The following is a 25,692-nucleotide window of genomic DNA, read 5'->3' on the forward strand; positions in this document are numbered from 1 at the left end:
GCTCCCGGGACCGTCCGATCGCGCGCGAGCGCGCGCCTGCGGAAGGGCTGCGTCTGGCGTCTGCTCGGCGGCGTTGCGACGTTCGCTCAGGGCGCGATCGGGTACGGATACACCGCGGGCGGTGGGTCTGCCGGCAGCGTGGCCTGCCACCGCGCCAGCGTCTCGCCGATGCGCGCGCCGGCTGCGATCTGCGGCCCTGAGCGTTCGTAGCCGAGCTTGCGCTCGCGCTGCTTGATCGCGCGTGCCGCGAGCCGGTACGCGTTCGCGAAATCGCGGTCCGCGTTGAGCCCGTCGAGCAGCCAGGCGTGACCGAAGAACGTGATCGTCGATTCGCTGCCGCAACCGAACGACGGTCGATCGGGACGCGCGGCGGTCAGCACCAGCGTGTCGGCATTCTGGAGCGCGGGCACGAAGCCGCCCGAGTAACAGGCCGAGATCACGACCACGCGATGCACGATGCCGGAGGCGTCGAGCGCCGCGCGCAATGCGTCGGGCGTGATCGTGTCCTCGCTGCCGTCGGGCAGCGCCAGACCGAGTGCGTGATCGGGTGCGCCGTGCATCGTCAGATACAGCAGCAGCACGTCGCGCTCGCGGTCCATGTGCGCACCGATCGAGGACAACGCATGCCGCAGGTTCGCCGGGGTCGCGAGCGGGGTGCTCGCGCCCTTGAGGCTGTCGATGTGGTTGACCAGCGCGAGTGCACGCGTGCCTGCGCCGAGGCGCGGTGCGACCCGTTCGGTGAGAAAACGCACCTCGTTGCGGAACACGTCTTCGCCCGCATCGCCGGCCATGCCGACGACGTACAGCGCCGGCGCATCGCCGGTGCCGACCGGCATCGCCGCGACCGCGGCCTCGATCCGCGCATGGTCGCGGGTCGCCAGCGGTTCGGCCGCCTGCAACGAGGCGCAGGCGAGCAGGCACAGCAACGCCGTCGTCTGTATCCAGTGTCGAAGCATGGGCCGACCGGACGCCGGCCGCATGTCAGCGGATCGCGTCGATCTGATCGAACGCGGTCACGCGCGTGTGACCGTTCGCGGACGCTGCATCACGCGGCTGCGGATAATCGTCGAGCCGGTCGACCAGCACGGTGCGCATGCCGGCGTCGCGCGCGGCGTCGAGTTCCTCGACCACGTCCGACAGGAACAGGATTTCCGCCGGCGCGGCGTCGAGCGCATCGGCGATGCGCGCATAGCTCTCGGCCTCGCGCTTGCCACCGACCTCGGTGTCGAACCAGTTCGACACCACCCCGGTGAGATCGCCCGCGTCGCTGTGTCCGAAGAACAGTTTCTGCGCCGGCACCGAGCCCGAGGAGTACACCGCCAGCGTTTCGCCATCCGCGTGCCAGCGGCGCAGCGCGTCGGCGGCGTCGGGGTAGATGTGCGCGGTGAAGTCGGCGTCCTGGTAGCCGGCCGACCAGATCATGCCCTGCAGCGCCTTGAGCGCGGTGTGCTTGCGGTCGGCGTCGATCCAGCCCTGCAGCGTCTCGACGATCACCGCGTCGTCGCAGATCGCACCGTGCTCGGTCGCGACCACGTCGAGCCAGCGGCGCACCTCGGGATCATCGCGATGCGCGGCGACGAAGCCGGGCAGGGCACGGCGCGCATAGGGAAACAGCACGTCCTTGACGAACGAGATGCTGCTGGTAGTGCCTTCGATGTCGGTCAGGATCATCCGCGCGTCAGCCGGTGGTCGGGGGCGTCAGAGTGTAAAGCGAACCTGGGTCCCGACGACGCCGGAGTCATGTGCGCAGACGGGCGCGATCAGCGCGACCCGGGCTCGTAACGCGGAAACTTCTGCGCGATGTCCGAGCCGGTGAAATGGCCGATCCAGCCGTCCGGCTGCTCGAAGAAGCGGATCGCGACGAAGCGCGGCTCGCTGCCCATGTCGAACCAGTGGGTCACGCCGTCCGGCACGCCGATCAGATCGTCCTTGACGCATTCGATCTCGTAGACCTTGCCCTCGACGTGCAGGGTGAACAGGCCCGAGCCGTCGACGAAGAAGCGCACCTCGTCTTCCTTGTGGAAGTGTTCGTCGAGGAACTTCGCGCGCAGCTCTTCGCGCTTCGGGTTGTCGGGCGCGATGCTGATCACGTCGACGGACTTGAACCCGCGTTCGGCGCTGATGCGGTCGATGTCGGCCTTGTAGGCAGCGATCACCTCGTCCTGCGAGGCGCCGGCGCCCACCGGCTTGGCGGCCTGCCAGCGTTCGAAGGTGACGCCGATCGTCTGCAGTTCGCGGGCGATCGCGTCGCCGTCGCGGCTGTCGAACAGCGGCGTGTCGGGGGCGGTGGCATCGAAAATGCGGAGGCGGCTCATGGCGGTCTGGCTCGGCGCGTGCGGGGCCGTCCAGCCTAGCAAAGCCGCCTGTCCGCAACGTTGACCGCGGCGGAACGCCGTCGTTCCACCGCTGGTGCGGCCGGCGGCCTCAGTGCGACGCGCGCAGGCGGCGCAGCTCGAGTTCACAGTGCAGCAGGAACTCGAAGGCTTCCAGATGGCGGCGCGCTTCGGCCATGTCGCGGCCCCAGGCGTAGAGGCCGTGGCCGTCGATCAGATAGCCCCACATGGGGCCTGCATCGAGCAGCGACTCGACCTGCGCCGAGAGCACGGTCATGTCCTGGCTGTTGGGCAGCACCGGCACGTCGACCGCCATCTCGTGCGTGCTGTTGCCGGCGAAGGCCTTCAGCAGCTCGTAGCCTTCCAGGCGCACGTGGCCGTCGCCGGCGAACAGGCGCGAGGCGATGGTCTGGGTCGGCGAATGCGTGTGCAGGATGCAGCCGATCTCCGGGAACCGGCGATACAGCTGCGTGTGCAGCAGGGTTTCGGCAGACGGGCGGTGGTCGCTGCCGACGGCGCGGCCTTCGAAGTCGACGACCATGATGTCGTCTTCCTTCAGCTTGCCCTTGTCGCGGCCGGACACGGTGATCGCCGCATGGCGGTCATCGAGGCGGCGCGAGAAGTTGCTGCTGGTGGCGGGCGTCCAGCCGGACTGGGCGAGTTCGCGGATGTTGACGATCAGCTCGCCGGCGAGTTCGCGCAGGCGGTGGACGTCGTAGGGCGTGGGCGTATCGGACATGGCGCGGATTCTAACGCGCCCGTGTGGCGTCAGCGTCTGCCGCGCCAGGATGGCGGTTCGCCCTTCAGTGCGCAGATCGTGACCAGCAATGCGGTGGCCACCGCGACGCAGATGCCGAAGGCCAGCGGCGCGTCGCCCGGCGGGAAGCGTGCGGCGCAGCCGATCAGCGTGCCGACGTAGACCAGCAGCACCCCCCAGCCCTGCCAGCGCCGCGGCAGCCCCCAGCCGTAGCCGAACGTCTTGGCCGGAAACCAGAAGTCCTCGCGCCGGTCGCTCATGGCGCGGGCGGCGCTTCGCGACGACGCGAGGAGAAACCGCGGTACCCGGCCCATGCCAGCAGCGCGATGATCGCCGCGCCCATCAGCGTGTCGATCGGCGTAGACCAGACCAGCAGGCCGCACGCGATCAGCGCGCCCATGCCGAGCAGGCGTTCGCGTCGCCCGGCCGGATGCTGGCGGTTGCCCAACATCAGGCTCAGGCCGGCGGCGGCATAGGCCATGACCACGAGCGTCACCGCCATGTTGATGATGGTTTCGAACTGGCTGCCGACGGTGTCGGTCACGGTGATGAACGCGATCAGCGTCATCGACGACACCACGATCAGCAGGCCGGGGCCGGCCGCGCCGTTATTCAGCAGACGGCCGAAGATCGCCGGCAGGAACCCGCGTTGCGCGGCGCGCGCGCCGGATTCGCCGGTCACCAGCATCCAGCCGCCGAGCGTGCCGGTGGCCTTGAGCGCAGCGGCTGCGGCGATCACGGGAATCGCCCAGACGCCGAACATCTGCCCGGCGACGAGGGCGAACGGCGCGCTGGAGTTCGCGAGTTCCTCAACCGGCACGATGCCCATCATCAATACCGACGAGACCATGTAGACCACGCCGGCGAGCAGGATGCCGCCGAGCGTCGCGATCGGCACGTTGCGTTCAGGATTGCGCACGACGCCGGCGACCATCGCGCCGGTTTCCAGACCGATGAAGGCCCAGAACACCGTCGCCAGCGAGCCGATCGCCACGGCCGCATCGGACTGGCCGCTGACATTCCAGCCGGCGCGGTAGATGCCGGGATCGAAATAGGCCCAGCCGGCGATCAGGATCGCCGCGACCGGCAGCAGGCCGAATACGACGCAGAACGACTGGAAGCGCGCGATGTTGCGCGGACCGAGGAGGTTCAGCGCGAACATCGACCAGATCAGCAGCACCTGGCCGACGAGCTGCACGCCCGGCGTCTCGGCGACGGGCAGCAGGATCACCAGATAGCCGACCGCCGCGACCGCGATCGCGTTGTTGCCCACCCACGACGACAGCCAGTACAGCGTGGTCGCCAGGAACCCCATGTCGCGGCCGAGGCTCGGGCGGATGTAATCGTCCGGCGAGTTGAGATCCGGGTACTGCCGCGCGAGCCGCGCGAACGCGCCGCCGAGCGCGACCGCGAGCAGGGTGCCGATCAGCCACGAGAACACGGTCACCGCGCCCGAGCGCGCGAGCGTGGCCGGGAGCAGGAAGAAGCCGGAGCCGATCATGTTGTTGGCGACCATGAAGGTCGCCAGCACAGGACCGATTTTCTTGGCCGTGGAAGTCGTGGACATCGTGCGATCCGCGTGGAGGGCGGCGCGAGCGGCCGCAGGTCGGGAGGCGCCATGGACACACGGCCCGCGGAAGGCGGGCCGTGTGTCGGGGGCGGATCAGCGCGGCGGCAGTTGCTGACGGAGCTTGCTGTGCTTGTAGCCGTAGACGAAGTAGATCGTGAAGCCGATAACCGTCCACACCAGCAGCACGATCCAGTTCAGCAGCGGCATCGTCGCGACGAGGCCCAGGCACGCCAGCACGCCGAGCGTGCCGACGAGGAACACGGCCGGCACACGAAACGGGCGATGCAGGTTCGGCTGCGTGCGGCGCAGCACCATCACGCCCAGGCAGACGGTGGCGAACGCGACCAGGGTGCCCATCGAGACCACGTCGCCGAGCAGCTGGATCGGCAGGAACGCGGCCATGACCGCCGCGATCAGCGCGACCAGCACCGTGCCCTTGTGCGGCGTGCGGTACCGCTTGTGGACCGCGCCGAAGAAGCGCGGCAGCAGACCGTCCTGCGCCATCGAGAAGAAGATGCGCGGCTGGCCCATCAGCATCACTAGGATCACCGTGGTGAGGCCGGCGATCGCGCCGATCTCGACCAGCGTCTTCAGCCACAGCAGGCTCGGATACGCCTCGAGCGCGGTCGCGACGGGCTTGGCCGTGCCGAGCGTGGTGTACGGCACCATGCCGGTCAGCACCGCGGAGACCGCGATGTAGATCAGCGTGCACAGGAACAGCGAACCGAGGATGCCGATCGGCATGTCGCGCTGCGGGTTCTTGACCTCCTGCGCCGCGGTCGAGACCGCGTCGAAGCCGATGTAGGCGAAGAACACGATCGACGCACCGCGCAGCACGCCTTCCCAGCCGAAGCGGTCGCCGCCCTGGTTTTCCGGGATGAAGGGGAGCCAGTTTTCGGCGTTCACGTACTGCGCGCCGAAGGCCAGCAGCAGCAGGATCACCAGCACCTTGATCGACACGATGATCGCGTTGGCGGTCGCCGACTGGGTGATGCCCACGTAGCAGAGGATGCCGACCGCGCCGATGATCAGCACCGCTGGCAGGTTGAAGAGCGCGCCGGTGGTGACGAACTTGCCGAACTCGCACGCGCCGGCCACGGCCGCTTCATGCGTACAGAAGTTGATCGGCGCCTGCGTCAATGCCGCGGGCAGATGGACGCCGAGGCTGTCGAGAAAACTGACCGTGTAGCCCGACCAGCCCACTGCGACCGTGGACGCGGCGAACAGATACTCGAGCACCAGACTCCAGCCGACGAACCAGGCCAGCGCTTCGCCGAGCGTCGCGTAGGTGTAGCTGTAGGCGCTGCCCGAGGCCGGGATCATCGCCGCGAACTCCGCGTAGCACAGGCCCGCCATCGCGCAGGCGAAGCCGGCGATGACGAAGCTCAGCATGATCGCCGGGCCGGCGTGGTTGGCTGCCGCGGTCCCGGTGATGACGAAGATGCCGGCGCCGATGACCGCGCCCAGGCCCAGCATCACCAGATGCTTGGCGGTCAGTGTGCGCTTGAAGCCGACTTCGCCGCCGAGGCTGCCTTCGACCGGCTCGCCCGCATCGACGCGCGGCTGCGCCGCGATCGGCTTGGTAATCATCAGGTTCTTGAACATCGGTGTCCCCGGTTGGTCGTTCGGTGCGGTCCGCGACGACTGACGGACGTGCCGTCGAGTCCCCCGCGGCCACGCGGCAATCGCCGTACCATGCCAAACGCTGCCTTCCGGCACAAGCAACGCAACGGCGGCTTGTGCGCACGCGTGGGAACGCCGATGCTGCCGCTCCCGTCACGCCGCGCTGCAGCAAATCCGCCGATGTCGAACCCGTCCACGCCCGATCTCGAACGCCTGTCCGTCCTGCCCACCGCGGTGCAGACGCTGGCCCGCGCATTCGCCGATTTCGGCGTCCTGCAGCCTGCCCAGCAGGCACTGGCGGGAGAGTTCGGCGATCTGCTCGGCGATGCCGAAGATCCGTTCGAGCGCGCGCGACTGGGGGGGCATTTCACCGCCTCGGCGCTGGTGGTCAGCGGCGACGGCACGCGCACGCTTCTGACCCATCACCGCAAGCTCGGCATGTGGCTGCAGCCCGGCGGACACGCCGACGGCGACCGCGACCTGGCGCGTGTGGCACTGCGCGAGACCGAAGAGGAAACCGGACTGGTCGGCGTGACCGTGCAGCCGGGCATCTTCGATCTCGACCGGCACTGGATTCCCGAACACAAGGGCGTGCCCGGGCATTGGCACTACGACGTGCGCTACGTCGTGCGCGCAGGCAGCGACGAAACGTTCGCGGTCAGCGAGGAATCCCACGCGCTGGCCTGGGTGCCGCTGCGCGACGTCGCCGATGACGAGGCCTACGACGCCTCGCTGCGTCGGATGGCACGCCGCTGGCTGGACGTGCCGGCGGCCTGAGCATCGCCCTACAGAACGGGTGGAGCGCGGCGAAACCCGTCACAGCGCTTGCGGTCGGCTAATACAGCACGCGCGTCCGCATCGTCCCGTCGATCTTCTGCAGCTCGCTGCGCAGATGCGCGGCCTGGTCCTCGGTCGCGGCGACGTCGATCACCACGTAGCCCACATTCGCGTTGGTGCGCAGGTACTGGCCGTCGATGTTGATCGCCTCGCGCGAGAACACCTCGTTGATCTTCGACAGCACGCCGGGCACGTTGCGGTGAAGGTGCAGCAGGCGATGGCTGCCGATGTGCTCGGGCAGGGTGACTTCGGGGAAGTTGACCGCCGACAGCGTGCTGCCGTTGTCGCTGTAGCGCACGAGCTTGGCCGCGACCTCGATGCCGATGTTGTCCTGCGCCTCCAGCGTGCTGCCGCCGACGTGCGGGGTCAGCAGCACGTTGTCGTGGCCGAGCAGCGGTGATTCGAACGCATCGTCGTTGCCCTTGGGCTCGATCGGGAACACGTCGATCGCGGCGCCGCCGACCTGACCGCTGCGCAGCGCGGCATCGAGCGCGTCGATGTCGACGACGGTGCCGCGCGAGGCGTTGATCAGATGCGCGCCGGGTTTCATCGCATGGATCTCGGCCGCGCCGAACATCAGCTTCGTCGACGGGGTTTCCGGCACGTGCAGGGTCACCACGTCGCTGCGCGCGAGCAGATCCTCCAGGCTCGTCGCGCTGCGCGCATTGCCCAGCGACAGCTTGGTTTCGATGTCGTGGAACAGCACCTGCATGCCCAGCGATTCGGCGAGCACGCCGACCTGGGTGCCGATGTGTCCGTAGCCGACGATGCCCAGCGTCTTGCCGCGCGCCTCGTGGCTGCCGAGCGCCGACTTGCTCCAGCCGCCGCGGTGGCATTCCGCGTTCTTCTGCGGGATGCCGCGCAGCAGCATGATCGCTTCGGCGACGACGAGTTCGGCCACCGAACGCGTATTGGAGTAGGGCGCGTTGAACACCGGAATGCCGGCCAGCTCGGCCGCGTCCACGTCGACCTGGTTGGTGCCGATGCAGAAGCAGCCGATCGCCATCAGCCGGCGCGCGTCGGCCAGCACGTCGGCGCTCAGATGGGTGCGCGAGCGGATGCCGATGATGTGCGCGTCGGCGATCTTCGCCCGCAGCTGGTCTTCGGGCAGCGATTTGGGGTGGACTTCGACCTGCGAGTAGCCGGCGGCGTGGAAGGTGTCGACGGCGCTCTGGCTGACGCCTTCGAGCAGCAGGACGCGGATGTCCTGCCGGGGAAACGAGGTCTTCATCGGGTTGGATTCGCGCGTGGGGGACAGCGCGGGCCATGGTGCCAGAATCGCGCCGGGCGTGTTGCGCCGCAGCGCTGGACGCGTCCCGGACGCGCTGGCACGCTGGCGTCCCGTTCGACCGGCCCCCGACGATGTCCGATTCCCGCGTTTCCAGTCTCCAGGCCGCCGTGCCCGCCCTGCGCCTGCTGACCGAGCCTGCGGATCTCGCGCATTACGGTGTCGACTGGACCCGGCGCTGGACGCCGGCGCCGCTGGCGATCGCGCTGCCGTCGAGTATCGAAGAGGTGCAGGCGACGATGCGCTGGGCGCACGCGGAAGGCGTGGCGGTAGTGCCCTCGGGCGGCCGCACCGGTCTGTCGGGCGGCGCGGTCGCTGCGAACGGCGAACTGGTGCTGAGCCTGCAGCGCATGAACAAGGTGCTCGGTTTCGAGCCGGCCGATCGCCTGCTGACGGTCGAGGCCGGCATCGCGCTCGAAGCCGTGCACGAGGCCGCGCGCGCGCACGACCTGCAATACCCGGTGGATTTCGCCGCGCGCGGTTCGTGTTCGATCGGCGGCAACATCGCGACCAATGCCGGCGGCATCCGCGTAGTGCGCTACGGCAACACGCGCGAATGGGTGGCCGGGGTCAAGCTGGTGACCGCGACCGGCGAGCTGCTCGATCTCAATCGCGGCCTGGTCAAGAACTCCAGCGGCTACGACCTGCGGCATCTGGTGGTCGCGTCCGAAGGCACGCTCGGTGTCATCGTCGAGGCGACGCTGCGGCTGGCGCCGCCGCCGCCGGAGACGCGGGTCATGCTGCTCGCGCTGCCGTCGTTCGAGGTGCTGATGGAAGTCTTCCAGGCGCTTCGATCGCGCCTGCCGCTGGAGGCGTTCGAATTCTTCACCGACCGCGCGCTACACCACGTCGTCGCGCATGGCGCACAGCCGCCGTTCGAGGCGGTGTATCCGTACTACGTGGTCGCCGAGTTCGCCTGCGAGGGCGAGGCCGGCGAGGTGCAGGTGCTGTCGGCGTTCGAATACTGCATGGAGCAGGGCTGGGTCGAGGATGGCGTGATCAGCCACGGCGACACCCAGGCCGCGGCGCTGTGGCGTCTGCGCGAGGGCATCACCGAAAGTCTCGCCCCGCACGTGCCGTACAAGAACGACGTGTCGGTGCGCATCTCGGCGATGCCGGCGTTCCTGGCGCGCACGCAGGCGCTGCTCACGGCCGAGTACCCGCAGTTCGACGTGGTCTGGTTCGGCCACATCGGCGACGGCAACCTGCACATCAACGTACTCAAGCCGGCCGACATGGCGAACGCCGATTTCGTCGTCGAGTGCGAGCGCGTGACCAAGCTGCTGGCGGCGACGCTGGCCGAACACGGCGGCAGCATCTCGGCCGAACACGGCATCGGCCTGGTCAAGAAACCCTATCTGGGATCGACGCGCAGCCCGGCGGAGATCGCAGTGATGCGGGGCATCCGCCAGGCGCTGGATCCGGCCGGCATCCTCAATCCCGGCAAGCTGTTCGATTGAGTCCGGTTCAGCCCGCTGCCACACGCCGACGCTAGAGTGTCGGCTGCCGTTCCCGTTCGGAGATGCCCCGCATGATGGTCCGTACCGCACTCGTTCTTCTGCTGACCGGGCTGTCCGCGTCGGCCTTCGCCGGCAGTTTCGCCGGCACCAGCGCAGGCGCGTCGTCCGGCGGATCGTCGGCGTCGTCGGGCAGCTCGTCCGGCGACGACAAAGTGGTGCTGCAGGCGCGCGAGGACGCCGCCGGTTTCGTCGCCAGCGACGGCCGCATCCGCGGCGCGCGTCTGGAAGCGGCATTGCGTCATCTGCGTGAGACGCAGAGCGCCGCGCGCGATGCGTCCGACCTCGCACTCGCCCAGGCGATCCTGGCGCGTTGATCCGGCGGGCGCGCTTGCCTCTGCGTGCCGCCTTGTGTGTTGTCGCCTCGCTGCTGGCGCCGGTCGCGTCGGCGGCCGGCTGGTCGGTCGCACAGCAGACGGCTGGCGCGCCACTGACGCCTGCCGAGTCGACGCGTGCCGATGCTGCGATCGCCGACGCACAGGCGCGACTGCCGCCGGACTGGCGGAGCGCGCCCGCGCTCGATGTCGTCATCGACTGGCGCGACGATCTGCCTGACGACGTCCACGGCCGCACCTTCGGTCCGCATCTGCGGCTGCGCCGCGCACTGCTGGATGACGCGGCCGCAGCGCCCCTGCGTGCCGCGCTGCTGCACGAGTTCGCACATCGCTACGACCGCTCGACCCACGGCGGCCTGTCGCGCGATCCACGCCTGCTCGATCTCGCCGGCTGGCCGCAGCGGCCGCTGCGCTTCGGCCTGCGCGTGCGCGACAACGCGATGGGCGACCGCAGTCCCGACGATTACGAGCGCACGTCGCCCGCCGAATTCGTCGCGGTCAATCTCGAACATTTTCTGCTCGACACCGAGTACGCCTGCCGGCGCCCCGCGCTCCATGCGTACTTCGAAGCGCACTTCGACTGGGCGCCGCCGCAGGCCGATTGCGCGCAGGATCTGCCGTTCGTCGAGGCGGAGCCGGGCGCCGACGCCGCGCCGCTGCTCGCGCTGGATCCGGCGCGCGTCCATGCCGTCGATTACCTGCTCGCCGAAGGCAACGCCCAGCCGATGAGCCGCTGGGGCCACAGCATGCTGCGGCTGGTGATCTGCGCGCCCGGCCGCGCGCCCGGGCCGGACTGCCGCTTGGATCTCGCCCACCACCGCGTGCTGTCGTTCCGCGCCTTCGTCGACGACGTGCAGATCTCGAGCCTGCGCGGGCTGACCGGGCGCTATCCCTCGCGCCTGTTCGTGCTGCCGCTCGACCAGGTCATCGACGAGTACACGCGCAACGAACTGCGCGGTCTGCAGTCGATCCCGCTGCATCTGTCGCCGGACGAAATTGCCTCGTTGCTGACCCAGGCCGCGAACCTGCACTGGAGCTACGACGGGCGTTACTACTTCGTCGGCAACAACTGCGCGGTCGAGACCTGGAAGCTGCTGCAGACCGGCGTGCCACGACTCGCCGACGCGCGACTGCGCAGCATCACGCCGACCGGGTTGCTGCGGAAACTCGTGCGCAGTGGCGATGCGGAAGTGAGCGTGCTCGACCGCGAGGATGCCGTGCGTGCCGGTTACTACTTTCCGTCAGCGGATGCGGAATACCAGACGCTGCTGGACGTCGCACGTGCGGCGCAGCCCTTGCCGGTCGCACGCGTCGACGACTGGCTGGACCTGTCGGCGGATGCGCGCGCGCCCTGGCTCGCGGACGCGCAGTTGCGCGATGGCGCGGCGCTGCTGGTGCTCGAACACGCCGCGCGACGACGGGAAGAACTGCGGTTGCGCGATGTGCTCAAGCGTCAGCTGCTCGATCCGCGGCGCGCGGCCGATGCGGCGCCGGCCATCGCGACGCTGCGTGCAGTGCTGGCGGCGGGGAACAGCCTCAGTCGGCCGGCGCAGTTGCTGTCGAGTGGATACGGGTTGCCACAGGCGGCGGAACGCGAGTTGCTGCAGGAGGATGTCGCGATGCGCGCGCAAGGCCTGCGTGGCCTGCGTGGGCAGCTGGAAGATGAAGCGCGCGCGGCATTGGCGCCCGATGCACAGGCGCGAATCGCGGCGCTGGACCGGAATGTGGATGCGCTGGGTGCGCGGCTGCGCATACTGCATCGGGAGGCCGGTGGGCTGCAGCTGGACTGAGTGGGCAGCAACGGGTTTTCGCTGCGCTCTATCCATCCTGCGAACGCTGCTGGTCGGCTTCACTCGATCCTTGAGACGTCATGACGTCACGAACAGCACGCGCGTGGCGTCACGGTCAATCGGTACCGGTGCACTCCGTTGACGGAGCGCACCGGAACAGCGTGTCTTCAGTCCGCGCGACCGCCGAATTCGCCGGTACTGGTGCTGACCAGGATCCGCTCGCCGTTGGTGATGTATTCCGGAACCTGGATTTCGATGCCGGTGTTGAGCTTTGCCGGTTTCGGGCGCTTGGTCGCGGTGCCGCCCTTTAGTTCGGGCGGCGTCTCGATCACTTCCAGCACCACGTTCGGCGGCAGCTGCAAGCCGACCGGCTGCTCGTCGATGATCTGCACGTAGCAGCCCGACAACGCATCGGTGATGTAGCCGCTGGCGTCGCCCACGACGTCGGCGTCGAGCGTGTAGGGCGTGTAGTCCTCGTCATCCATGAATACGAACGCGTCGCCGTCCTTGTACGAGAACGTCGCTTGCCGGCGCTGCAGCTCGACTTCCTTCAGATCGTCGTCGCCGCCGATGTTGAGGTCGAACTTGTTTCCGCCCGGCACGCTGTAGAGCGTGAATCGCATCTTGAGTCCGCCACCGCGACCCTGCGGGGCGCTGCGCTCGATGTCACGCACCTGATAGACGGTGCCGTTGTGTTCGATCACGTTTCCTTTCTTGACGTCGTAGGCTTTCATCGTTGTTCGCTGCTGGATGGAGAGGACGCCGCCGCGTCCGCGGCAGCCGGAGTGCGGAGATAGAGCCGCAGGTTGGGATAGTCGATCACGGCGCCGCCGCGTTCGAGGATGTCGGCGCCGATCACGCCGTCGACCGGCGCTTCGCCCCGCTGCGAGAACGCGGCATTGACGTGGTCGAGCGCGAGGAAGTGCACGGTGAACGCGTCGTCGCGGTAGTCGCCGATGCGCAGGCGGTTGCCGGGCAGGGCGCTGATCGCCATGCCCGTGCCGCCGGCGCCGGTCGCCTGGCCGCCGGCCATGACGTCACGCCCTTCGTCGAAGCGCGACTGCGCCGCGCGGTCGATGACGGTGCGGCCTGCGCCGGTGTCGAGGATGAAAGTGCCGGCCACGTCGTTGACGCGCACATCGACGGTGAGATGCGAATCGCCATGCCGCGTCATGGGCACGGCCGTGTAGCCGGCTGGCGTCAGCGCAGCGGCGAGCGCCGTCGGCGCGGGTTCGCGCGCGGCCACCGGCAGGCCGCCCAGCAGCGCAGCCAGCCCACACACGATCGCCGATGTCCGAATGGCCGTGCGCATCACTTCGGCGCGAGGCGCACCGCACCGTCGAGTCGGATGGTTTCGCCGTTGATGTAACGGCTGCCGACGATATAGGCGACGAGCTCGGCGAATTCCTCCGGGCGGCCCAGGCGCGACGGGAACGGGATCGAGGCCGACAGCGACTGCTGCACTTCTTCCGGCATGCCGTCGACCATCGGCGTCCAGAAGATGCCCGGCGCGATCGTGTTGACGCGGATGCCGAAGCGCGAGAGTTCGCGCGCCATCGGCAGGGTCATCGCGACCACGCCGCCCTTCGACGCCGAGTACGCCGCCTGACCGATCTGGCCTTCGTACGCCGCGACCGATGCGGTGTTGACGATCACGCCGCGCTCGCCGTCTTCGCCCGGGTCGTTGCCCTGCATCGCGGCGGCCGCGGCCTTGGCCACGTTGAAGCTGCCGACGAGATTCACCATGACCGTGCGGCTGAAGGTCTCCAGCGGCATCGGCGCCTCGCGGCCGAGCACGCGGCCGGCGCCGAGGATGCCGGCGCAGTTCACCGCGACGTTGAGTCCACCGAGGAACTCGCGCGCAGCGGCGACGTTCGCGACCACGCCGGCTTCGTCGGTCACGTCGGTGCGCAGGTAGCGCGCATTGCTCTCGCCGAGGGCGGCCACCGCTTCGGCCCCCTTGTCGTCGTTGACGTCGAACAGCACGACCTTGCCGCCGCCGGCGACGAGATGGCGGGCCACGGCGAGGCCGAGGCCGGAGACGCCACCGGTGACGAGGGCGCGGACGGAATCGGGCGTCATGTGCGGATCCTTGGACGGAAAACCCGCAGTTTAACCGGCCGGCCGCGTGCGCCGGTCGGGCCGGCGCCGATGGGCGTGTTCAGACGGACGCGGCGGACGCGCCGTGCAGACGCCGGGAGAATTCGTCCGGTGCGAGTCCCGGCGCGAACAGGAAGCCCTGGCCGACCGTGACGCCGAGATCCAGCAGGAACCGTCGCTGCGCTTCGGACTCGATGCCTTCGGCGACGAGCCCCAGGCCGAGACTGCGCGCGATGCCCGCGACCGCCTGGCACACGGCGACGTCCGAGCGGTCGCCCGGCACGCCGCCGACGAACAGCTGGCTGAGCTTGAGCCCGTGGATCGGCAGCCGGCGCAGATAGTTCAGACCGCTGTAGCCCTCGCCGAAATCGTCGATGCTCAGCTGCACGCCCATGTCGCGCAGCGCGGCGAAGGTGCGCAGCGTGTCGGGCGCATCCTCGATCAGCACGCGCTCGGTGAACTCCAGTTCCAGCGCGCTGCCCGGCAGCGCGAACTCCGCGAGCACGTCGCGCACGTGCGCGGCGAGATCGTCGCCGAGGAACTGGCGGTAGGACACGTTCACCGCCACGCGCACCACGCCGAGCCCGGCATCGCGCCACGCCGCGCTCTGCCGGCAGGCCTCGCGCAGCACCCAGGCGCCGATGCGGACGATGTCGCCGGTGCTCTCGGCATGGTCGATGAAATGGTCGGGCCGCATCTCGCCCAGCTGCCGGTTGCGCCAGCGGATCAGCGCTTCGGCGGCGATCACGCGCCGGCTGCGCAGATCGACCTGGGGCTGGTAGACGAGATGGAACTCGTCGTTGTCGATCGCGCGGCGCAGATGCGTTTCCACGCGCAGCCGGTCCTGCTGGGTCTGCGCGAGCGCAGGCGTGAACAGCTGCCAGCCGTTGCGGATGCGCCGCTTGCTCTCGTACATCGCCGCGTCGGCGTTCTGGATCAGCGTCTGTGGCCGGTCGCCATCGTCGGGCGCGCGCGCGATGCCGATGCTCGCGGTGATCGAGAATTCTTCCTTGTCGAACCGGAAGGCGTCACCGAAGGCATCGAGAATCGCGTTGGCGACGCGCTCGGCATGACTGGCGCAGGCGCCGGCATCGCAGACCACGAGGAACTCGTCGCCCCCGAAGCGGGCGATGCTGCCCGACGCGCCGACCGCCTGGCCGATGCGGTGTGCGGCGGCGATCAGCAGTTCGTCGCCGGCGGCATGGCCGAGCGCGTCGTTGACGAACTTGAAGCGGTCGAGATCGATGTAGAGCACGGCCACGCCGGCGCGCGCGGGATCGGCCATGCGCGCTTCGAGCTCGCACAGGATCGCGTCGCGGTTGAGCAGGCCGGTCAGCGGATCGGTGCGCGCCTGTGCCCGCAGGATCGCCTCGTCGTGCTTGTCGCGCGCGATGTCCTGCAGCGTGCCGGTCAGCCGCGAGGTCGCCGGATCGCCCTGGCGCGGTCCGCCAATGGCGCGCACCCAGAACGCGCTGCCGTCGCTGCGCAGGCCCTGCAGTTCGATGTCGAAGCCTGCCGCGTTGAGCATCGCCGCGCCGAGCGCATCGCGCAGGCGGTTGCGGTCGGGCAGCTGCAGCAGGCCCACCAGTGCCTCCATCGTCGGCGGTGGCTGGTCGGGATCGATGATCTGCGCGGCTTCGGCGGTGAGGTAGAGCCGGTCGGTGCCGCAATCGAGTTCCCAGCCGCCGATGTGCGCCAGCGCCTGCACGCGGTCGAACATCGCGCTGTCGCGCTTGAGCGCACTGACGTCGGAGAACAGCGAGAGCACCTGGTGCGGCCGGTCGCCGCCGGGCGGGTACTGCGGCACGGCGGTGACCATCAGCCAGTACAGCTCGCGGCGCATGCGGTGGTACAGGCCGACCAGGGTGCTTTCGACGATGCGGCCGTCGCGCAGCGCCCGCACAGGCGGCAGCGCGTCCCAGGGCATCTCGTCGCCGTCGGGCGCGATCGCGACCCACTCGCCGAGATTGGACATGTCGCCGAGCGAGGTGCCCTGACGGATGCCGAGCAGGCGCAGCGCTGCGGCATTGCCGTAGACGAAGCGGCCTGACACATCGTGGATCGCGATGCCGCGGTCCATGACGTCCATCAGCTCGCGGTAGCGCACCTCGGCCTCGCGGCGCTCGCTGAGATCGCGCGCCACCGCGACCAGGCACGGCCGGCCCTCGTGTTCGAATCCCGCGGTGTGCACCTCGACCGGAAACCGCGAGCCGTCGCCACGCATGTTGGTGACTTCGATGACGTAGGTGCGGCCGCGATGCACGGCGTCCCAGACCGGTGCGAGGTGGTCGCGCGGCAGGTCCGGGTTCAGCACTTCGATGGGCTGGCCGACGATGTCGGACCGCGGCCGGCCGTAGGCCTGTTCGCCGGCGCGGTTGAGGTCGAGCACGATGCCGTCGGCGTCGAGGATGCTGACCGGATCGGGCACCGCGTCGAACAGCGCGTGGTAACGCAGCGCCGCCGCATCGGCCTCGGCGCGCGCGGCCGCGAGACCATCGCGTGCGCGGGCGAGCAGGGCGCGGACATCGTCGGGCAGATCGGGATCGTCGGCCGCCAGCGACAACGCGTCGGGCAGCGCCAGCGCGCGCGCTCCGTGCTCCAGCAGTCCGGTGTGTCCCATGCCCGATCGGTGCGTCATGTGCGCGGCGCGAGCGCCACTCCGGATGCAGGGGAGACGACATGGGTTGTAGCGCCGTCGCGCGGAAACGTCCACACGTCCGCCGCCCCATCCGGGACGAGCGTGGTGTCCGGCGGGCAGGCGTCGTGATCCATGTCGTGCAAGGAGAACGGGCGATCCCCGGGCGATCGGCCATGCCGTCCACTGTCGGACGACCCCGGGCGTGCGTCGACGACGGGTGCGGCATTCCGGTGACGAAACGGACTGGATCCGCAACGCGCTGCCACGACCCGGTCTCCAGCGCCCGTCCCGAGCGTAGAATTGCGAACCATTCTCGATACCAGATCGCCCCGTGAATCTCTGCCAGCTGCCGCGCCGCAAGCCTGCCCTCGTCGAAGACATCGACACCGTCGGCGCCGTCGACCCCATCGCGCGCCGGCTCGGCGAGCTCGGCTTCGTGCCGGGCGAGCCGGTCGAGGTGATGGCGGCCGGACCGTTCGGCGGCGATCCGCTGCTGGTGCAGATCGGTTACACCCGCTTCGCGTTGCGTCGCAGCGAAGCGGCGCGGGTGCGCGTGCGGACGGCGCCTGCGGCATGAGTACCGCGCGCGTGGCACCGCGTTTCGCCCTGGTCGGCAGTCCCAATGCCGGCAAGACCGCGCTGTTCAATCTGCTGACCGGCAGCCGCCAGAAGGTGGCGAACTACGCCGGTGTGACGGTCGAGCGCAAGGAAGGCCGCATGCACGGGCCGAACGGAGAGGGCTGGGCGCTGCTCGATCTGCCCGGCGCCTACAGCCTGCAGCCGGCGAGCCTGGACGAGGCGATCACCCGCGACCTGTGCCGCGGCTTCTACCCCGGCGAACCCGCGCCCGATGTGCTGGTGTGCGTGGTCGACGCGACCAACCTGCGCCTGCATCTGCGCTTCGTGCTGGAGCTGCGCACGCTCGGCGTGCCGATGGTCGTGGCCCTGAACATGGCCGACGCCGCGCAGCGCCGCGGCATCGGGATCGACCGCGCGGCACTGGAAGCGAAACTCGGCGTGCCGGTCGTCGAGACCGTCGCGATCCGCCGCGATGGCGCGCAGGCCCTGCTGCAGCGACTGGCCGAAGTCGCCGCGCATCCGCGGACGCCACCGGCGGGCGATGGCACCCTCGACCTGCACGCGGAAACGCGTGCGCTGCTCGCCGACGCGGTGACGATGCCGCGCCGCACCGCGCGCATCGACGACGCGCTCGATCGCTGGCTGCTGCATCCGGTGTTCGGCCTGCTGGCGCTGGCGACGATCATGTTCCTGATCTTCCAGGCCGTGTACGCGTGGGCGACGCCGGTGATGGATCTGATCGATGCCGGCACGTCCGCGCTCGGCGCCTGGGTCTCGACGACACTCCCGCCCGGGCCGCTGACCAGCCTGCTCGCCGACGGCATCATCGCCGGCCTCGGCGGCGTGATCGTGTTCTTGCCGCAGATCCTGATCCTGTTCCTCTTCATCCTCGCGCTCGAAGAATCCGGCTATCTGCCGCGCGCCGCCTTCCTGCTCGACCGCGCGATGAAGGGCGCGGGGCTGTCGGGGCGTTCCTTCATTCCACTGCTGTCGAGTTTCGCCTGCGCGATTCCCGGGATCATGGCGACGCGTTCGATCCAGGATCCCCGCGACCGTCTCGCGACGATCATGGTCGCCCCGTTGATGACGTGCTCGGCGCGGCTGCCGGTGTACGCGCTGCTGATCGGCGCCTTCATCCCGCAACGCACGGTCTGGGGCGTGCTCAATCTGCAGGGCCTGGTGCTGTTCGCGCTGTATCTGGCCGGCATCTTCAGCGCGCTCGCGGTGTCGTACGTCATGAAGAAGTGGCGGCGCGATAAGAGCGAGCACGCGCTGCTGCTCGAGCTGCCTTCGTATCGCCTGCCGCATCCGCGCGATCTCGCGATCGGGCTCAAGGAACGCGCGATGATCTTCCTCAAGCGCGTGGGCGGGATCATCCTCGCGCTGACGGTGCTGCTGTGGTTCCTGCTGTCGTTTCCGGCGCCGCCGGACGGCGCGACCGGCGCGGCGATCGAGTACAGCTTCGGCGGCCGCATCGGACATGCGCTGGCCGTGCTGTTCGCGCCGCTAGGCTTCAACTGGCAGATCTGCATCGCGTTGATTCCGGGCTTGGCCGCACGCGAGGTCGCGGTCGCGTCCTTGGCAACGGTGTACGCCCTGTCGGCCGCCGATGACGCCGCGGCCGCGCAGGCGCTCACGCCGATCATCACCGACGGCTGGTCGCTGGCCACCGGCCTGTCGCTGCTGGTGTGGTTCATCTATGCGCCGCAGTGTCTGTCGACGTGGGCGACGATCAAGCGCGAAACCGGTTCGTGGAAGCTGATGGCGCTCAACGCCGGGTATCTGTTCGCGCTGGCGTATCTCGCGTCGCTGCTGACCTACCAGGTCGCCCGCGCCCTGGGCGCAGGCTGAGCATCGCGACGATGACCGCCGGGCTGTTGCTGCAGTACGTCGTCGTGGCGCTGGCGGTGCTGCTCAGCGCGTGGGTCGTGCTGAAGAAGCAGGCGCCGGATGCGACGCGACGGCTGCGCATCGCGCTCGCGCTGCCGCTGCTGCGCGACGGCCGCCCCGCGTGGATGCGAGCGCTGGGAAAACGCATCGCACCGATGCCGATCGCGGCGAACACGTGCGGCGGTCGCGACAGCTGCGGTCCGCCCAGGCGCTGAGCGGTCTGCTGCGATCCCGACCGGACTGAAGCGGGACGCGCGACGCACGACTGCGCCGCGATGACGCCCATCGACGCCCGCGACACGGACCTCGGTCCGCGCGCGGTGCGGAGACGCTAGTGGCGTCCCCGGCTCAGAGGCGAACGCGTGGGACGACGCACGTCACTGGTCGGCGTGACTTCCACCGACAGGCTGAAGGTGCGTTCGTCGCCCACCAGCAATGCGCCGACACCGACGACCTGACGGTTGAGTTCCTTGCCGTCCTCGTCGCGGATCACCAGCACGACCGAATACTCCCAGGCGCCGCCTTCCGACGGGTGGCGGATGCGCCCCTCGACCTGCAGCGCGGTCGTGGTGTCCTCGCGCTGCACGGTGTTGCGCGCCACGATCGGCGAACCGGGCGCGGCGTCGAGTTTCAGGAAATGCTGGCACGCCGGACAGCGCGACGCGCTCTCCAGGATCACGGTCTTGCAGTGCGGGCAGGTGCGCGTGGCACCTGCCGCGCCCGGGCGACTGCTCACGGTCAGTCGCTGGACTTGTCGTTGGGGGCCTTGTCCTTGGCGTTGCCGCCCGGCGCCGGACCGGGCTTGACGTCGCCCCAGCCGCATTCGATGTGGCCGCGGATCTTCGAACCCGACGCCACCGTCAGCGAGCCGGCCTTGAGGTCGCCGGTGAGCACCGCCGAATCCCGCAGTTCGACCAGCGACGCGGATTCGATGTTGCCTTCGAGTTCGCCCGACACCAGCACCTGCTGCGCGCGCACGCCGCCGTTGAGCTTGGCGCCGTGTTCGATGGTCAGGTTGCCCTGCACGTTGACGTCGCCCTTGAAGCGGCCGGCGATGCGCACATCGCCCGTACCTTCGATCTTGCCCTCGATGGTGAGGTCGGCGGCGATAATCGATTCCTTGCTCACCGGCGCGGCGGCACGCGGCGCGGGCGCCGGCGCTGCAGCCGGTGCAGGCGCAGGTGCGGTTGCGGGCGGCGCAGGCGGCGTTGCGGTCTGGAAATCCGCCACTGCGGGCGGCGGCGTCTCGCGGGCCGGCGCGGGCGGCGGCGCGTCTGTGCCGAAAGCGGGGGAATCCTTCTTGGCGGTGCCGGACTGCTGGAAAATGGCCATGTCGCGCGTTACCTCGGAAATGGACAGGAGAGCGGAAAAGGACCGCTCGAACAGGGGAATTCCACGCCGCCGCGGTGGGCAAACGCGGACTCCGACCTTAGCACGCAATCGACGACCGCCAACTGTGACCGGCGGAGCGGATTCGAGACGCGGCAAGGACTTGCCGCATGTTCAAGAAGCGTTACGCGAGATGTGGGCGTCCCGTCTTGCAAGAGATCGGGAAGCCCATGGTCGCGAGACAGAAGCCCGCGCGATCCCCAGGCACTGCCGCGCGCGGCATGCGTCCGCCTGCTGCCCAAAAGAAAAGCCCGCCATGAGGCGGGCTTTCCGGTGATACCGGTCGATGCGATCAGCGATCGGCGCGCTCTTCGACGCGCTCGCCTGCATTCTCGATCGCCTGGCCGGCCTCCTGCGTCGCTTGGCCGGTCGCGCGTGCCGCTTCGTCGGCAGCCGCGTCGGCACGGCGCGCGGCATCCTGCGCGGCGATCTCAGCGTCCTGCGCGGCATCGCGGGTGTGCTGGGCGGCCGCATCGGCGGTGGCGCGTGCGGCATCGGCGGTGGCGGACGCGGCGTCGGAAATCGCCTGGCCGGCGTTCTCGGTGGCGGCCGCGGCTTCGGCGCGCTCGCGCTCGGCATCGTTGGAGTTGCTGCAGGCGGCAAGTGCCAGCGAAATCGTGGCGGCGGCAATCGCGGTCATCGGCTTGAAATGCATGGCGTGTCTCCTGTGAGGTATCGGACGGCGCGCAGATTGAATGCGCCGGCGTGAGGGCCGCGCAAACGCTGGGCGCGATGGCCGACGCTCCGCTGAATCGCCGTTCTGCGGTGACGGGGCGGAACGTCGCGCATGAAAAAGGCCGCCGGGGAAACCCCGGCGGCCTTCGAATCCACTACCGATGGCACGAGGCCATCAAAGCAAATTACGGCGCGACTTCTTCAGCAGCGTCCTTGGCTTCTTCGGCCTTGGTCTCTGCGTGGTCAGCGGCGTCGGCAGCGTGCTCGGCAGCGGTGTCGGTACCGGCAGCGGCAGCCTGGGCAGCAGCGTCGGCAGCGGCGTCAGCAGCAGCAGCGGCGTCGTCAGCAGCAACCTGCGCGGTGTCGGCAACGGCCGGGTCCTGCGTCTGGTTGGCAGCAGCCTGCGCATCGGCAGCTGCGTCAGCAGCGCCTTCAGCCGAGCTGTTGGCCTGGTCGGCGTTGCTGCAAGCAGCCAGTGCCATACCCAGAGCCAGGGCAAGCAGAGCCTTGTTGATCGTCATTGTGTCTTCCTCGTCTGAAAGTTTGGGCAACGCGCTTAATGCGCGCCGCCGACATGATGACAAGCCTCTGACGGCTGTCAAGCGGGATGTGCGTGGTATTTTCGTAAAAAACACGTTATCCGAAGTTCACGCCATTTGCACGGCAATTGCCGTCGCTTCACCGCCCCCGATGCAAAGCGTTGCCACACCGCGATTTAGGCCGCGCGCCTTGAGTGCGTGAATCAGCGTGACGATCAGACGCGCGCCGCTCGCGCCGATCGGATGGCCGAGCGCCAGTGCGCCTCCATTCACATTGAGGCGGTCGTGCGGAATGCCCAGATCCTTCATCGGCGCCATCGCGACGTTGGCGAACGCTTCGTTGACTTCGAACAGGTCCACGTCTTCGATCGACCAGCCGGCCTTCTCGAGCACGTTGCGGATCGCGGTGACCGGCGCGGTGGTGAACCATTCCGGCTCGTGCGAGTGGCGGGCGTGGGCGACGATGCTGGCAAGCGGCTTGAGGCCATGCGCGGCGGCCTCGTCGGCCGAGGTCAGCACCAGCGCGGCGGCGCCGTCGGAGATGCTCGACGAGCTGGCGGCGGTCAGCACGCCGTCCTTGCCGAACGCGGCGCGCAGGGTCGGGATCTTGTCGGTCTGGATGCGGCCCGGCTGCTCGTCAGTATCGAAGGACACGTCGCCCTTGCGCGACGCCACCGTCACCGGAACGATCTCGTCCTTGAACGCGCCCGATTCGATCGCGTGCTTGGCGCGGGTCGCACTCTCGATCGCGTAGGCGTCGAGATCCTCGCGGCTGAAGCCGTACTTGTGGCTGGCGACGTCACCGAACACACCCATCGACTTGCCGTCGTAGGGATTGGTCAGCCCGTCCCACGCCATGTGGTCGAGCATCTCGGTGCTGCCGTAGCGGATGCCGGTGCGCGAGCCGTTGAGCAGGTGCGGCGCGTTGGTCATCGACTCCATGCCGCCGGCGACGACGAACTTCGCGGTGCCGGCCTTGATCAGGTCGTGGCCGAACATCACCGCCTGCATGCCCGAGCCGCAAACTTTATTGATGGTCACGCAGCCGGCCTTGTCGGGAATGCCCGCCGCCCGCGACGCTTGGCGCGCCGGTGCCTGGCCGAGGCCGGCCGGCAGCACGCAGCCGATGATGGCTTCGTCGATGAGATCGGGCGACACGCCGGCGTGTTCGAGCGCGGCGGTGATCGCGGTCGCGCCGAGGGTCGTCGTGGGAACGCCTGTGAACTGGCCGAGCATGGAACCGATGGCGGTGCGCTTGGCGCCGACGATGACGATGTCAGTCATGGGGGAGGTGACTCCAATAGGTGAACTGCATGGTCCGCGGATTATCGCACCCGGCGCGCGGCGGCGTCGCCGGCCTGGTAGGCACCCGGATGGCGCGGGTTGCGGATTGGGGGTATAGATGCGGCAACAGGGGTGTTGGCGGGTGTGACGCATCCGCGCGGGACGAGAGCAGACACATGCCGGATACGAAGCGGGCGCGCAGCGGTGCGCGGGAAACACGACAGACGTTGTTGGCCTGTGCACTGGGAACGGTGCTGGCCGCGTGCGGCGGGGGATCGGGGGGCGGACTGCTTGTGCCTCCGTTGCCGGGCGTCATTCCGCCGACCAATCCGCCGCCGACGGTTGTCCAGCCGCCGAACGAGCTCTACGGTCGACACCTGCAGATCACGAATACGAACGAAGCGCATCAGGCGGGCTTTACAGGCCGCGGTGTGCGTATCGGCGTTCTCGACAGTGGCGTCAACCGGAATCACCCCGCGTTGCGGGAGCGGGTGGTCGCCAACCTGAATTACGTCGGCGCGGGCAACAACTTGTCGGTCGACGACGTCGTCGGTCATGGCACCTGGGTCTCCCAGGTTGCCGCAGGCCGTCCTTTCGGCACCTGGCCGGGCGGCGTGGCGCAGAACGCGGAAATCGTCTCCGCGCGTATCATCAACGACAAGCCGCCGGTCGACGACGGCAGCGGTAACGGCAACCCGGTCACCGGGCGTATCGGCGTGGAGGCGATCCATGCCGACCTGATCCAGCGCGGCGTGCGCGTGATGAACAATTCCTGGGGCGGCCTCTACATCAGTGGCGACGCGGCCGCCGCCGCGATCGCAGGCGAGTACCGGCCTTTCGTCATCAATCATGGCGGCCTCGTCGTCTTCTCCTCGGGCAATTCCGGACGCGCATCCCCCTCCGACCTGGCGGCGCTACCCAGTCAGCGCGGCGCCAATGCCAGCCTGCCCGCAGCCGACCTGGAGCGCGGGTGGCTGACGGTCTCCGCACTTGCACGTGACAGCAGCACCGAGCTTGCCGGCTACTCGAACGCGTGTGGCATCGCGATGCGCTACTGCCTGGTGGCGCCGGGCTCGGTGGTCGTGACCGGAAAGGACGACAAACCGGACGCGCCCACCTATCGGACCGATCTTTCGGGCACCTCGTTTTCAGCCCCCCTCGTCTCGGGTGCAGCCGCGCTCGTGTGGGAGGCATTCCCGTATTTCGACAACGATCTCGTGCGTCAAACCATTCTCGGCACTGCGACCGACATCGGCGCGCCGGGGGTCGATCCCGTCTTCGGTTACGGCCTCCTCAATGTGGGCAAGGCCGTGCGCGGGCCGGCGAAGTTCGACTGGGGCGATGTCACCGCCAACTTCAACAGCGGGACGTCGACCTGGGCCAACGACATCAGTGGCACGGGCGGGCTGATCAAGCGGGGCGGCGGCACACTGAATGTGTCGGGTGCGGTCGCCTACGGCGGGAGCACGCGCGCGGAAGGCGGCACGCTCTCGTTCGCATCCTCGATCCCGGGAGCGGCGATCGTCGAATCGGGCGCGACGCTGCAACTCGGCGGCGCACGCATCGGAGGCAACGTCGTCAATCGAGGCACGTTCGCGGTCATCGGCGACTCGCTCGCAAGGTCGATTGCAGGCGACTTCAAGCAGGCCTCCGGCGGACGTCTCGCATGGCGCGTCGGTGCCCCGCTGCAGGTGGCCGGCAGCGCGAGTCTCGCTGGCGAACTGCAGGTGGCCGGCAAAGTGACCGGGTACAACAACGCATCCCGCGAAACCGTCTTGCATGCCGACGGTGGTGTGACCGGCACCTTCGGCAGCCTGACGCGTGGGCCGGGCGTGTTCCTCGACGGCACACTGGGCTACGAGGCGAATCGTGCGTATCTCGACATCACGCGTCTGGACGTGACTGCGGCAGCCATGTCGTTCTCTGCCATCACTGCCCAATCGCTCGGCGCGGCCGAGCGCGTCGAAGGCGCGTTCTCGCAGATCGACGGCCAGTCGTCGGTGGGCGATGGTCCGATCGCCGATGGCTTCGTCCGCGCGGCCGGTGCATTCCAGGGCATCCAGAGCGAGGCCGCGGCTATCGCCGCGCTCGACAGCATGTCCGGCGCGCAACATGCGGCGGCGCTGGCGGCCACGTTCGACAACGTCGACATGGGGCGGCGCGCGATCGCGTCGCGCGTGGGAGCGCTGGCGGCGCGCGATGCGGCGGCGGGCGTGTGGAAGACATCGCTGGGGCAGGGCGGCAGCGGCGGCTTCGCGCGTGACGGCTTCAGCGTCGATGGCTGGAGCATCGGCCGCGATCATCTGCTCGGCAACGGACTGGTCGCCGGGTTCGCGTTCGGCGAGCTGCGCGGCGACGGTATCGCTGCTGCGCGCGGGGATCGCAATCGCGACCGGCAGACACAGGCGCAAGCGTACCTGGCGCGCAGCTTCGGCGACAGCTACGTCATGGCGCAGCTCGGCAGCGGCCGCTTCGATCGCGACATGCAGCGCCAGCTGTTCGCAGGTGCGGACTGGCAGGGTGTGTCGACGCGCTACGCCGGCAGCTA

Annotated in this window: 25 protein-coding genes; 8 read left to right on the forward strand and 17 right to left on the reverse strand. The window is 69.1% G+C overall.

Features of this window, described 5'->3' with window-relative positions:
* Positions 1 to 86: 86 nt before the first annotated feature.
* The 7 genes from AC3A5T_RS08480 to AC3A5T_RS08510 all read right to left on the reverse strand — a co-directional run bounded on the left by AC3A5T_RS08480 (position 87) and on the right by AC3A5T_RS08510 (position 6,265).
* Positions 87 to 956 (reverse strand): C13 family peptidase, encoded by an 870-nt coding sequence (locus AC3A5T_RS08480; protein WP_487628168.1) that lies wholly within the window; start codon positions 954 to 956, stop codon positions 87 to 89.
* Positions 957 to 981: 25 nt separating this feature from the next.
* Positions 982 to 1,671, reverse strand: coding sequence for an acireductone synthase (gene mtnC / locus AC3A5T_RS08485; protein WP_487628169.1), 690 nt, complete (start codon positions 1,669 to 1,671; stop codon positions 982 to 984).
* Between the two features lie 89 nt (positions 1,672 to 1,760).
* Positions 1,761 to 2,315: a 1,2-dihydroxy-3-keto-5-methylthiopentene dioxygenase gene (locus tag AC3A5T_RS08490; protein ID WP_332077037.1), complete on the reverse strand. Its 555-nt coding sequence runs from the start codon at positions 2,313 to 2,315 to the stop codon at positions 1,761 to 1,763.
* A 109-nt stretch (positions 2,316 to 2,424) separates the two neighbouring features.
* Entirely contained in the window at positions 2,425 to 3,072 is a 648-nt protein-coding gene (locus tag AC3A5T_RS08495) for a methylthioribulose 1-phosphate dehydratase (RefSeq protein WP_487628170.1), read from the reverse strand.
* 29 nt (positions 3,073 to 3,101) lie between these two features.
* Positions 3,102 to 3,350: a hypothetical protein gene (locus AC3A5T_RS08500; RefSeq protein ID WP_487628171.1), complete on the reverse strand. Its 249-nt coding sequence runs from the start codon at positions 3,348 to 3,350 to the stop codon at positions 3,102 to 3,104.
* Complete coding sequence (locus tag AC3A5T_RS08505; RefSeq protein WP_487628172.1) at positions 3,347 to 4,657, reverse strand: amino acid permease; 1,311 nt, start codon at positions 4,655 to 4,657, stop codon at positions 3,347 to 3,349. The genes AC3A5T_RS08500 and AC3A5T_RS08505 overlap by 4 nt, the downstream gene beginning before the upstream one ends.
* 96 nt (positions 4,658 to 4,753) lie before the next feature.
* Positions 4,754 to 6,265, reverse strand: a complete 1,512-nt coding sequence (locus AC3A5T_RS08510; protein WP_487628173.1) for an amino acid permease — start codon at positions 6,263 to 6,265, stop codon at positions 4,754 to 4,756.
* Between the two features lie 198 nt (positions 6,266 to 6,463).
* Between AC3A5T_RS08510 and AC3A5T_RS08515 the strand changes: the two genes are divergently transcribed.
* Complete coding sequence (locus AC3A5T_RS08515) at positions 6,464 to 7,060, forward strand: NUDIX hydrolase (RefSeq protein WP_487628174.1); 597 nt, start codon at positions 6,464 to 6,466, stop codon at positions 7,058 to 7,060.
* 58 nt (positions 7,061 to 7,118) lie between these two features.
* Here AC3A5T_RS08515 and serA read toward each other — a convergent pair whose 3' ends face one another.
* Positions 7,119 to 8,351, reverse strand: coding sequence for a phosphoglycerate dehydrogenase (gene serA / locus AC3A5T_RS08520; protein WP_487628175.1), 1,233 nt, complete (start codon positions 8,349 to 8,351; stop codon positions 7,119 to 7,121).
* A gap of 131 nt (positions 8,352 to 8,482) precedes the next feature.
* Here serA and AC3A5T_RS08525 point away from each other — a divergent pair, with 131 nt between their 5' ends.
* The 3 genes from AC3A5T_RS08525 to AC3A5T_RS08535 all read left to right on the forward strand — a co-directional run bounded on the left by AC3A5T_RS08525 (position 8,483) and on the right by AC3A5T_RS08535 (position 12,050).
* Complete coding sequence (locus tag AC3A5T_RS08525; RefSeq protein ID WP_487628176.1) at positions 8,483 to 9,868, forward strand: FAD-binding oxidoreductase; 1,386 nt, start codon at positions 8,483 to 8,485, stop codon at positions 9,866 to 9,868.
* Between the two features lie 74 nt (positions 9,869 to 9,942).
* Positions 9,943 to 10,242, forward strand: a complete 300-nt coding sequence (locus AC3A5T_RS08530) for a DUF2388 domain-containing protein (protein WP_332077701.1) — start codon at positions 9,943 to 9,945, stop codon at positions 10,240 to 10,242.
* Entirely contained in the window at positions 10,242 to 12,050 is a 1,809-nt protein-coding gene (locus AC3A5T_RS08535; RefSeq protein WP_487628204.1) for a DUF7844 domain-containing protein, read from the forward strand. Before AC3A5T_RS08530 ends, AC3A5T_RS08535 begins: the two co-directional genes overlap by 1 nt.
* A 167-nt stretch (positions 12,051 to 12,217) precedes the next feature.
* Here AC3A5T_RS08535 and efpL read toward each other — a convergent pair whose 3' ends face one another.
* The 4 genes from efpL to AC3A5T_RS08555 all read right to left on the reverse strand — a co-directional run bounded on the left by efpL (position 12,218) and on the right by AC3A5T_RS08555 (position 16,770).
* Complete coding sequence (gene efpL / locus AC3A5T_RS08540) at positions 12,218 to 12,784, reverse strand: elongation factor P-like protein EfpL (RefSeq protein ID WP_232135741.1); 567 nt, start codon at positions 12,782 to 12,784, stop codon at positions 12,218 to 12,220.
* Positions 12,781 to 13,362, reverse strand: coding sequence for an aspartyl protease family protein (locus AC3A5T_RS08545; RefSeq protein WP_487628177.1), 582 nt, complete (start codon positions 13,360 to 13,362; stop codon positions 12,781 to 12,783). The genes efpL and AC3A5T_RS08545 overlap by 4 nt, the downstream gene beginning before the upstream one ends.
* Positions 13,362 to 14,132 (reverse strand): SDR family oxidoreductase, encoded by a 771-nt coding sequence (locus tag AC3A5T_RS08550; RefSeq protein WP_332077047.1) that lies wholly within the window; start codon positions 14,130 to 14,132, stop codon positions 13,362 to 13,364. Before AC3A5T_RS08550 ends, AC3A5T_RS08545 begins: the two co-directional genes overlap by 1 nt.
* Before the next feature lie 79 nt (positions 14,133 to 14,211).
* Positions 14,212 to 16,770, reverse strand: a complete 2,559-nt coding sequence (locus AC3A5T_RS08555) for a sensor domain-containing protein (RefSeq protein WP_487628178.1) — start codon at positions 16,768 to 16,770, stop codon at positions 14,212 to 14,214.
* Positions 16,771 to 17,119: 349 nt separating this feature from the next.
* Here AC3A5T_RS08555 and AC3A5T_RS08560 point away from each other — a divergent pair, with 349 nt between their 5' ends.
* Genes AC3A5T_RS08560 through AC3A5T_RS08570 form a run of 3 tightly spaced genes read left to right on the forward strand, consistent with a single transcriptional unit; the run spans position 17,120 to position 19,472 of the window.
* Positions 17,120 to 17,365: a FeoA family protein gene (locus tag AC3A5T_RS08560; protein WP_487628179.1), complete on the forward strand. Its 246-nt coding sequence runs from the start codon at positions 17,120 to 17,122 to the stop codon at positions 17,363 to 17,365.
* The gene (feoB, locus tag AC3A5T_RS08565) at positions 17,362 to 19,218 is read left to right on the forward strand and encodes a ferrous iron transporter B (RefSeq protein ID WP_487628180.1); all 1,857 of its coding nucleotides are present in this window, start codon (positions 17,362 to 17,364) and stop codon (positions 19,216 to 19,218) included. Before AC3A5T_RS08560 ends, feoB begins: the two co-directional genes overlap by 4 nt.
* 11 nt (positions 19,219 to 19,229) lie before the next feature.
* On the forward strand, positions 19,230 to 19,472 hold the full coding sequence (locus AC3A5T_RS08570; protein ID WP_487628181.1) for a DUF6587 family protein: 243 nt from the start codon (positions 19,230 to 19,232) through the stop codon (positions 19,470 to 19,472).
* A 116-nt stretch (positions 19,473 to 19,588) separates the two neighbouring features.
* Here the strand turns inward: AC3A5T_RS08570 and AC3A5T_RS08575 are convergent, their stop codons facing one another.
* The 5 genes from AC3A5T_RS08575 to AC3A5T_RS08595 all read right to left on the reverse strand — a co-directional run bounded on the left by AC3A5T_RS08575 (position 19,589) and on the right by AC3A5T_RS08595 (position 23,144).
* Positions 19,589 to 19,993, reverse strand: coding sequence for a hypothetical protein (locus AC3A5T_RS08575; RefSeq protein ID WP_425497191.1), 405 nt, complete (start codon positions 19,991 to 19,993; stop codon positions 19,589 to 19,591).
* 2 nt (positions 19,994 to 19,995) lie between these two features.
* Entirely contained in the window at positions 19,996 to 20,589 is a 594-nt protein-coding gene (locus AC3A5T_RS08580; protein ID WP_487628182.1) for a bactofilin family protein, read from the reverse strand.
* 349 nt (positions 20,590 to 20,938) lie between these two features.
* The gene (locus AC3A5T_RS08585) at positions 20,939 to 21,301 is read right to left on the reverse strand and encodes a hypothetical protein (RefSeq protein WP_487628183.1); all 363 of its coding nucleotides are present in this window, start codon (positions 21,299 to 21,301) and stop codon (positions 20,939 to 20,941) included.
* Between the two features lie 205 nt (positions 21,302 to 21,506).
* A complete protein-coding gene (locus AC3A5T_RS08590; RefSeq protein ID WP_232135729.1) occupies positions 21,507 to 21,842 on the reverse strand; it encodes a hypothetical protein in 336 nt (111 codons plus the stop codon).
* 126 nt (positions 21,843 to 21,968) lie between these two features.
* Entirely contained in the window at positions 21,969 to 23,144 is a 1,176-nt protein-coding gene (locus tag AC3A5T_RS08595; protein WP_487628184.1) for a thiolase family protein, read from the reverse strand.
* 176 nt (positions 23,145 to 23,320) lie between these two features.
* Between AC3A5T_RS08595 and AC3A5T_RS08600 the strand changes: the two genes are divergently transcribed.
* Positions 23,321 to 25,692: autotransporter serine protease (locus AC3A5T_RS08600; RefSeq protein ID WP_487628185.1), on the forward strand; the 2,372-nt coding region annotated here is incomplete at its 3' end.

The organism is Luteimonas sp. Soil_C_16 (genome assembly GCF_057657295.1).

What these genes read in the sequence shown, in the direction of transcription:
- AC3A5T_RS08480 (WP_487628168.1), bottom strand. Translation starts at nt 956, where the DNA reads ATGCTTCGACACTGGATACAGACGACGGCGTTGCTGTGCCTGCTCGCC.
- mtnC (WP_487628169.1), bottom strand. Translation starts at nt 1,671, where the DNA reads ATGATCCTGACCGACATCGAAGGCACTACCAGCAGCATCTCGTTCGTC.
- AC3A5T_RS08490 (WP_332077037.1), bottom strand. Translation starts at nt 2,315, where the DNA reads ATGAGCCGCCTCCGCATTTTCGATGCCACCGCCCCCGACACGCCGCTG.
- AC3A5T_RS08495 (WP_487628170.1), bottom strand. Translation starts at nt 3,072, where the DNA reads ATGTCCGATACGCCCACGCCCTACGACGTCCACCGCCTGCGCGAACTC.
- AC3A5T_RS08500 (WP_487628171.1), bottom strand. Translation starts at nt 3,350, where the DNA reads ATGAGCGACCGGCGCGAGGACTTCTGGTTTCCGGCCAAGACGTTCGGC.
- AC3A5T_RS08505 (WP_487628172.1), bottom strand. Translation starts at nt 4,657, where the DNA reads ATGTCCACGACTTCCACGGCCAAGAAAATCGGTCCTGTGCTGGCGACC.
- AC3A5T_RS08510 (WP_487628173.1), bottom strand. Translation starts at nt 6,265, where the DNA reads ATGTTCAAGAACCTGATGATTACCAAGCCGATCGCGGCGCAGCCGCGC.
- AC3A5T_RS08515 (WP_487628174.1), top strand. Translation starts at nt 6,464, where the DNA reads ATGTCGAACCCGTCCACGCCCGATCTCGAACGCCTGTCCGTCCTGCCC.
- serA (WP_487628175.1), bottom strand. Translation starts at nt 8,351, where the DNA reads ATGAAGACCTCGTTTCCCCGGCAGGACATCCGCGTCCTGCTGCTCGAA.
- AC3A5T_RS08525 (WP_487628176.1), top strand. Translation starts at nt 8,483, where the DNA reads ATGTCCGATTCCCGCGTTTCCAGTCTCCAGGCCGCCGTGCCCGCCCTG.
- AC3A5T_RS08530 (WP_332077701.1), top strand. Translation starts at nt 9,943, where the DNA reads ATGGTCCGTACCGCACTCGTTCTTCTGCTGACCGGGCTGTCCGCGTCG.
- efpL (WP_232135741.1), bottom strand. Translation starts at nt 12,784, where the DNA reads ATGAAAGCCTACGACGTCAAGAAAGGAAACGTGATCGAACACAACGGC.
- AC3A5T_RS08545 (WP_487628177.1), bottom strand. Translation starts at nt 13,362, where the DNA reads ATGCGCACGGCCATTCGGACATCGGCGATCGTGTGTGGGCTGGCTGCG.
- AC3A5T_RS08550 (WP_332077047.1), bottom strand. Translation starts at nt 14,132, where the DNA reads ATGACGCCCGATTCCGTCCGCGCCCTCGTCACCGGTGGCGTCTCCGGC.
- AC3A5T_RS08555 (WP_487628178.1), bottom strand. Translation starts at nt 16,770, where the DNA reads ATGGGACACACCGGACTGCTGGAGCACGGAGCGCGCGCGCTGGCGCTG.
- feoB (WP_487628180.1), top strand. Translation starts at nt 17,362, where the DNA reads ATGAGTACCGCGCGCGTGGCACCGCGTTTCGCCCTGGTCGGCAGTCCC.
- AC3A5T_RS08570 (WP_487628181.1), top strand. Translation starts at nt 19,230, where the DNA reads ATGACCGCCGGGCTGTTGCTGCAGTACGTCGTCGTGGCGCTGGCGGTG.
- AC3A5T_RS08580 (WP_487628182.1), bottom strand. Translation starts at nt 20,589, where the DNA reads ATGGCCATTTTCCAGCAGTCCGGCACCGCCAAGAAGGATTCCCCCGCT.
- AC3A5T_RS08585 (WP_487628183.1), bottom strand. Translation starts at nt 21,301, where the DNA reads ATGCATTTCAAGCCGATGACCGCGATTGCCGCCGCCACGATTTCGCTG.
- AC3A5T_RS08590 (WP_232135729.1), bottom strand. Translation starts at nt 21,842, where the DNA reads ATGACGATCAACAAGGCTCTGCTTGCCCTGGCTCTGGGTATGGCACTG.
- AC3A5T_RS08595 (WP_487628184.1), bottom strand. Translation starts at nt 23,144, where the DNA reads ATGACTGACATCGTCATCGTCGGCGCCAAGCGCACCGCCATCGGTTCC.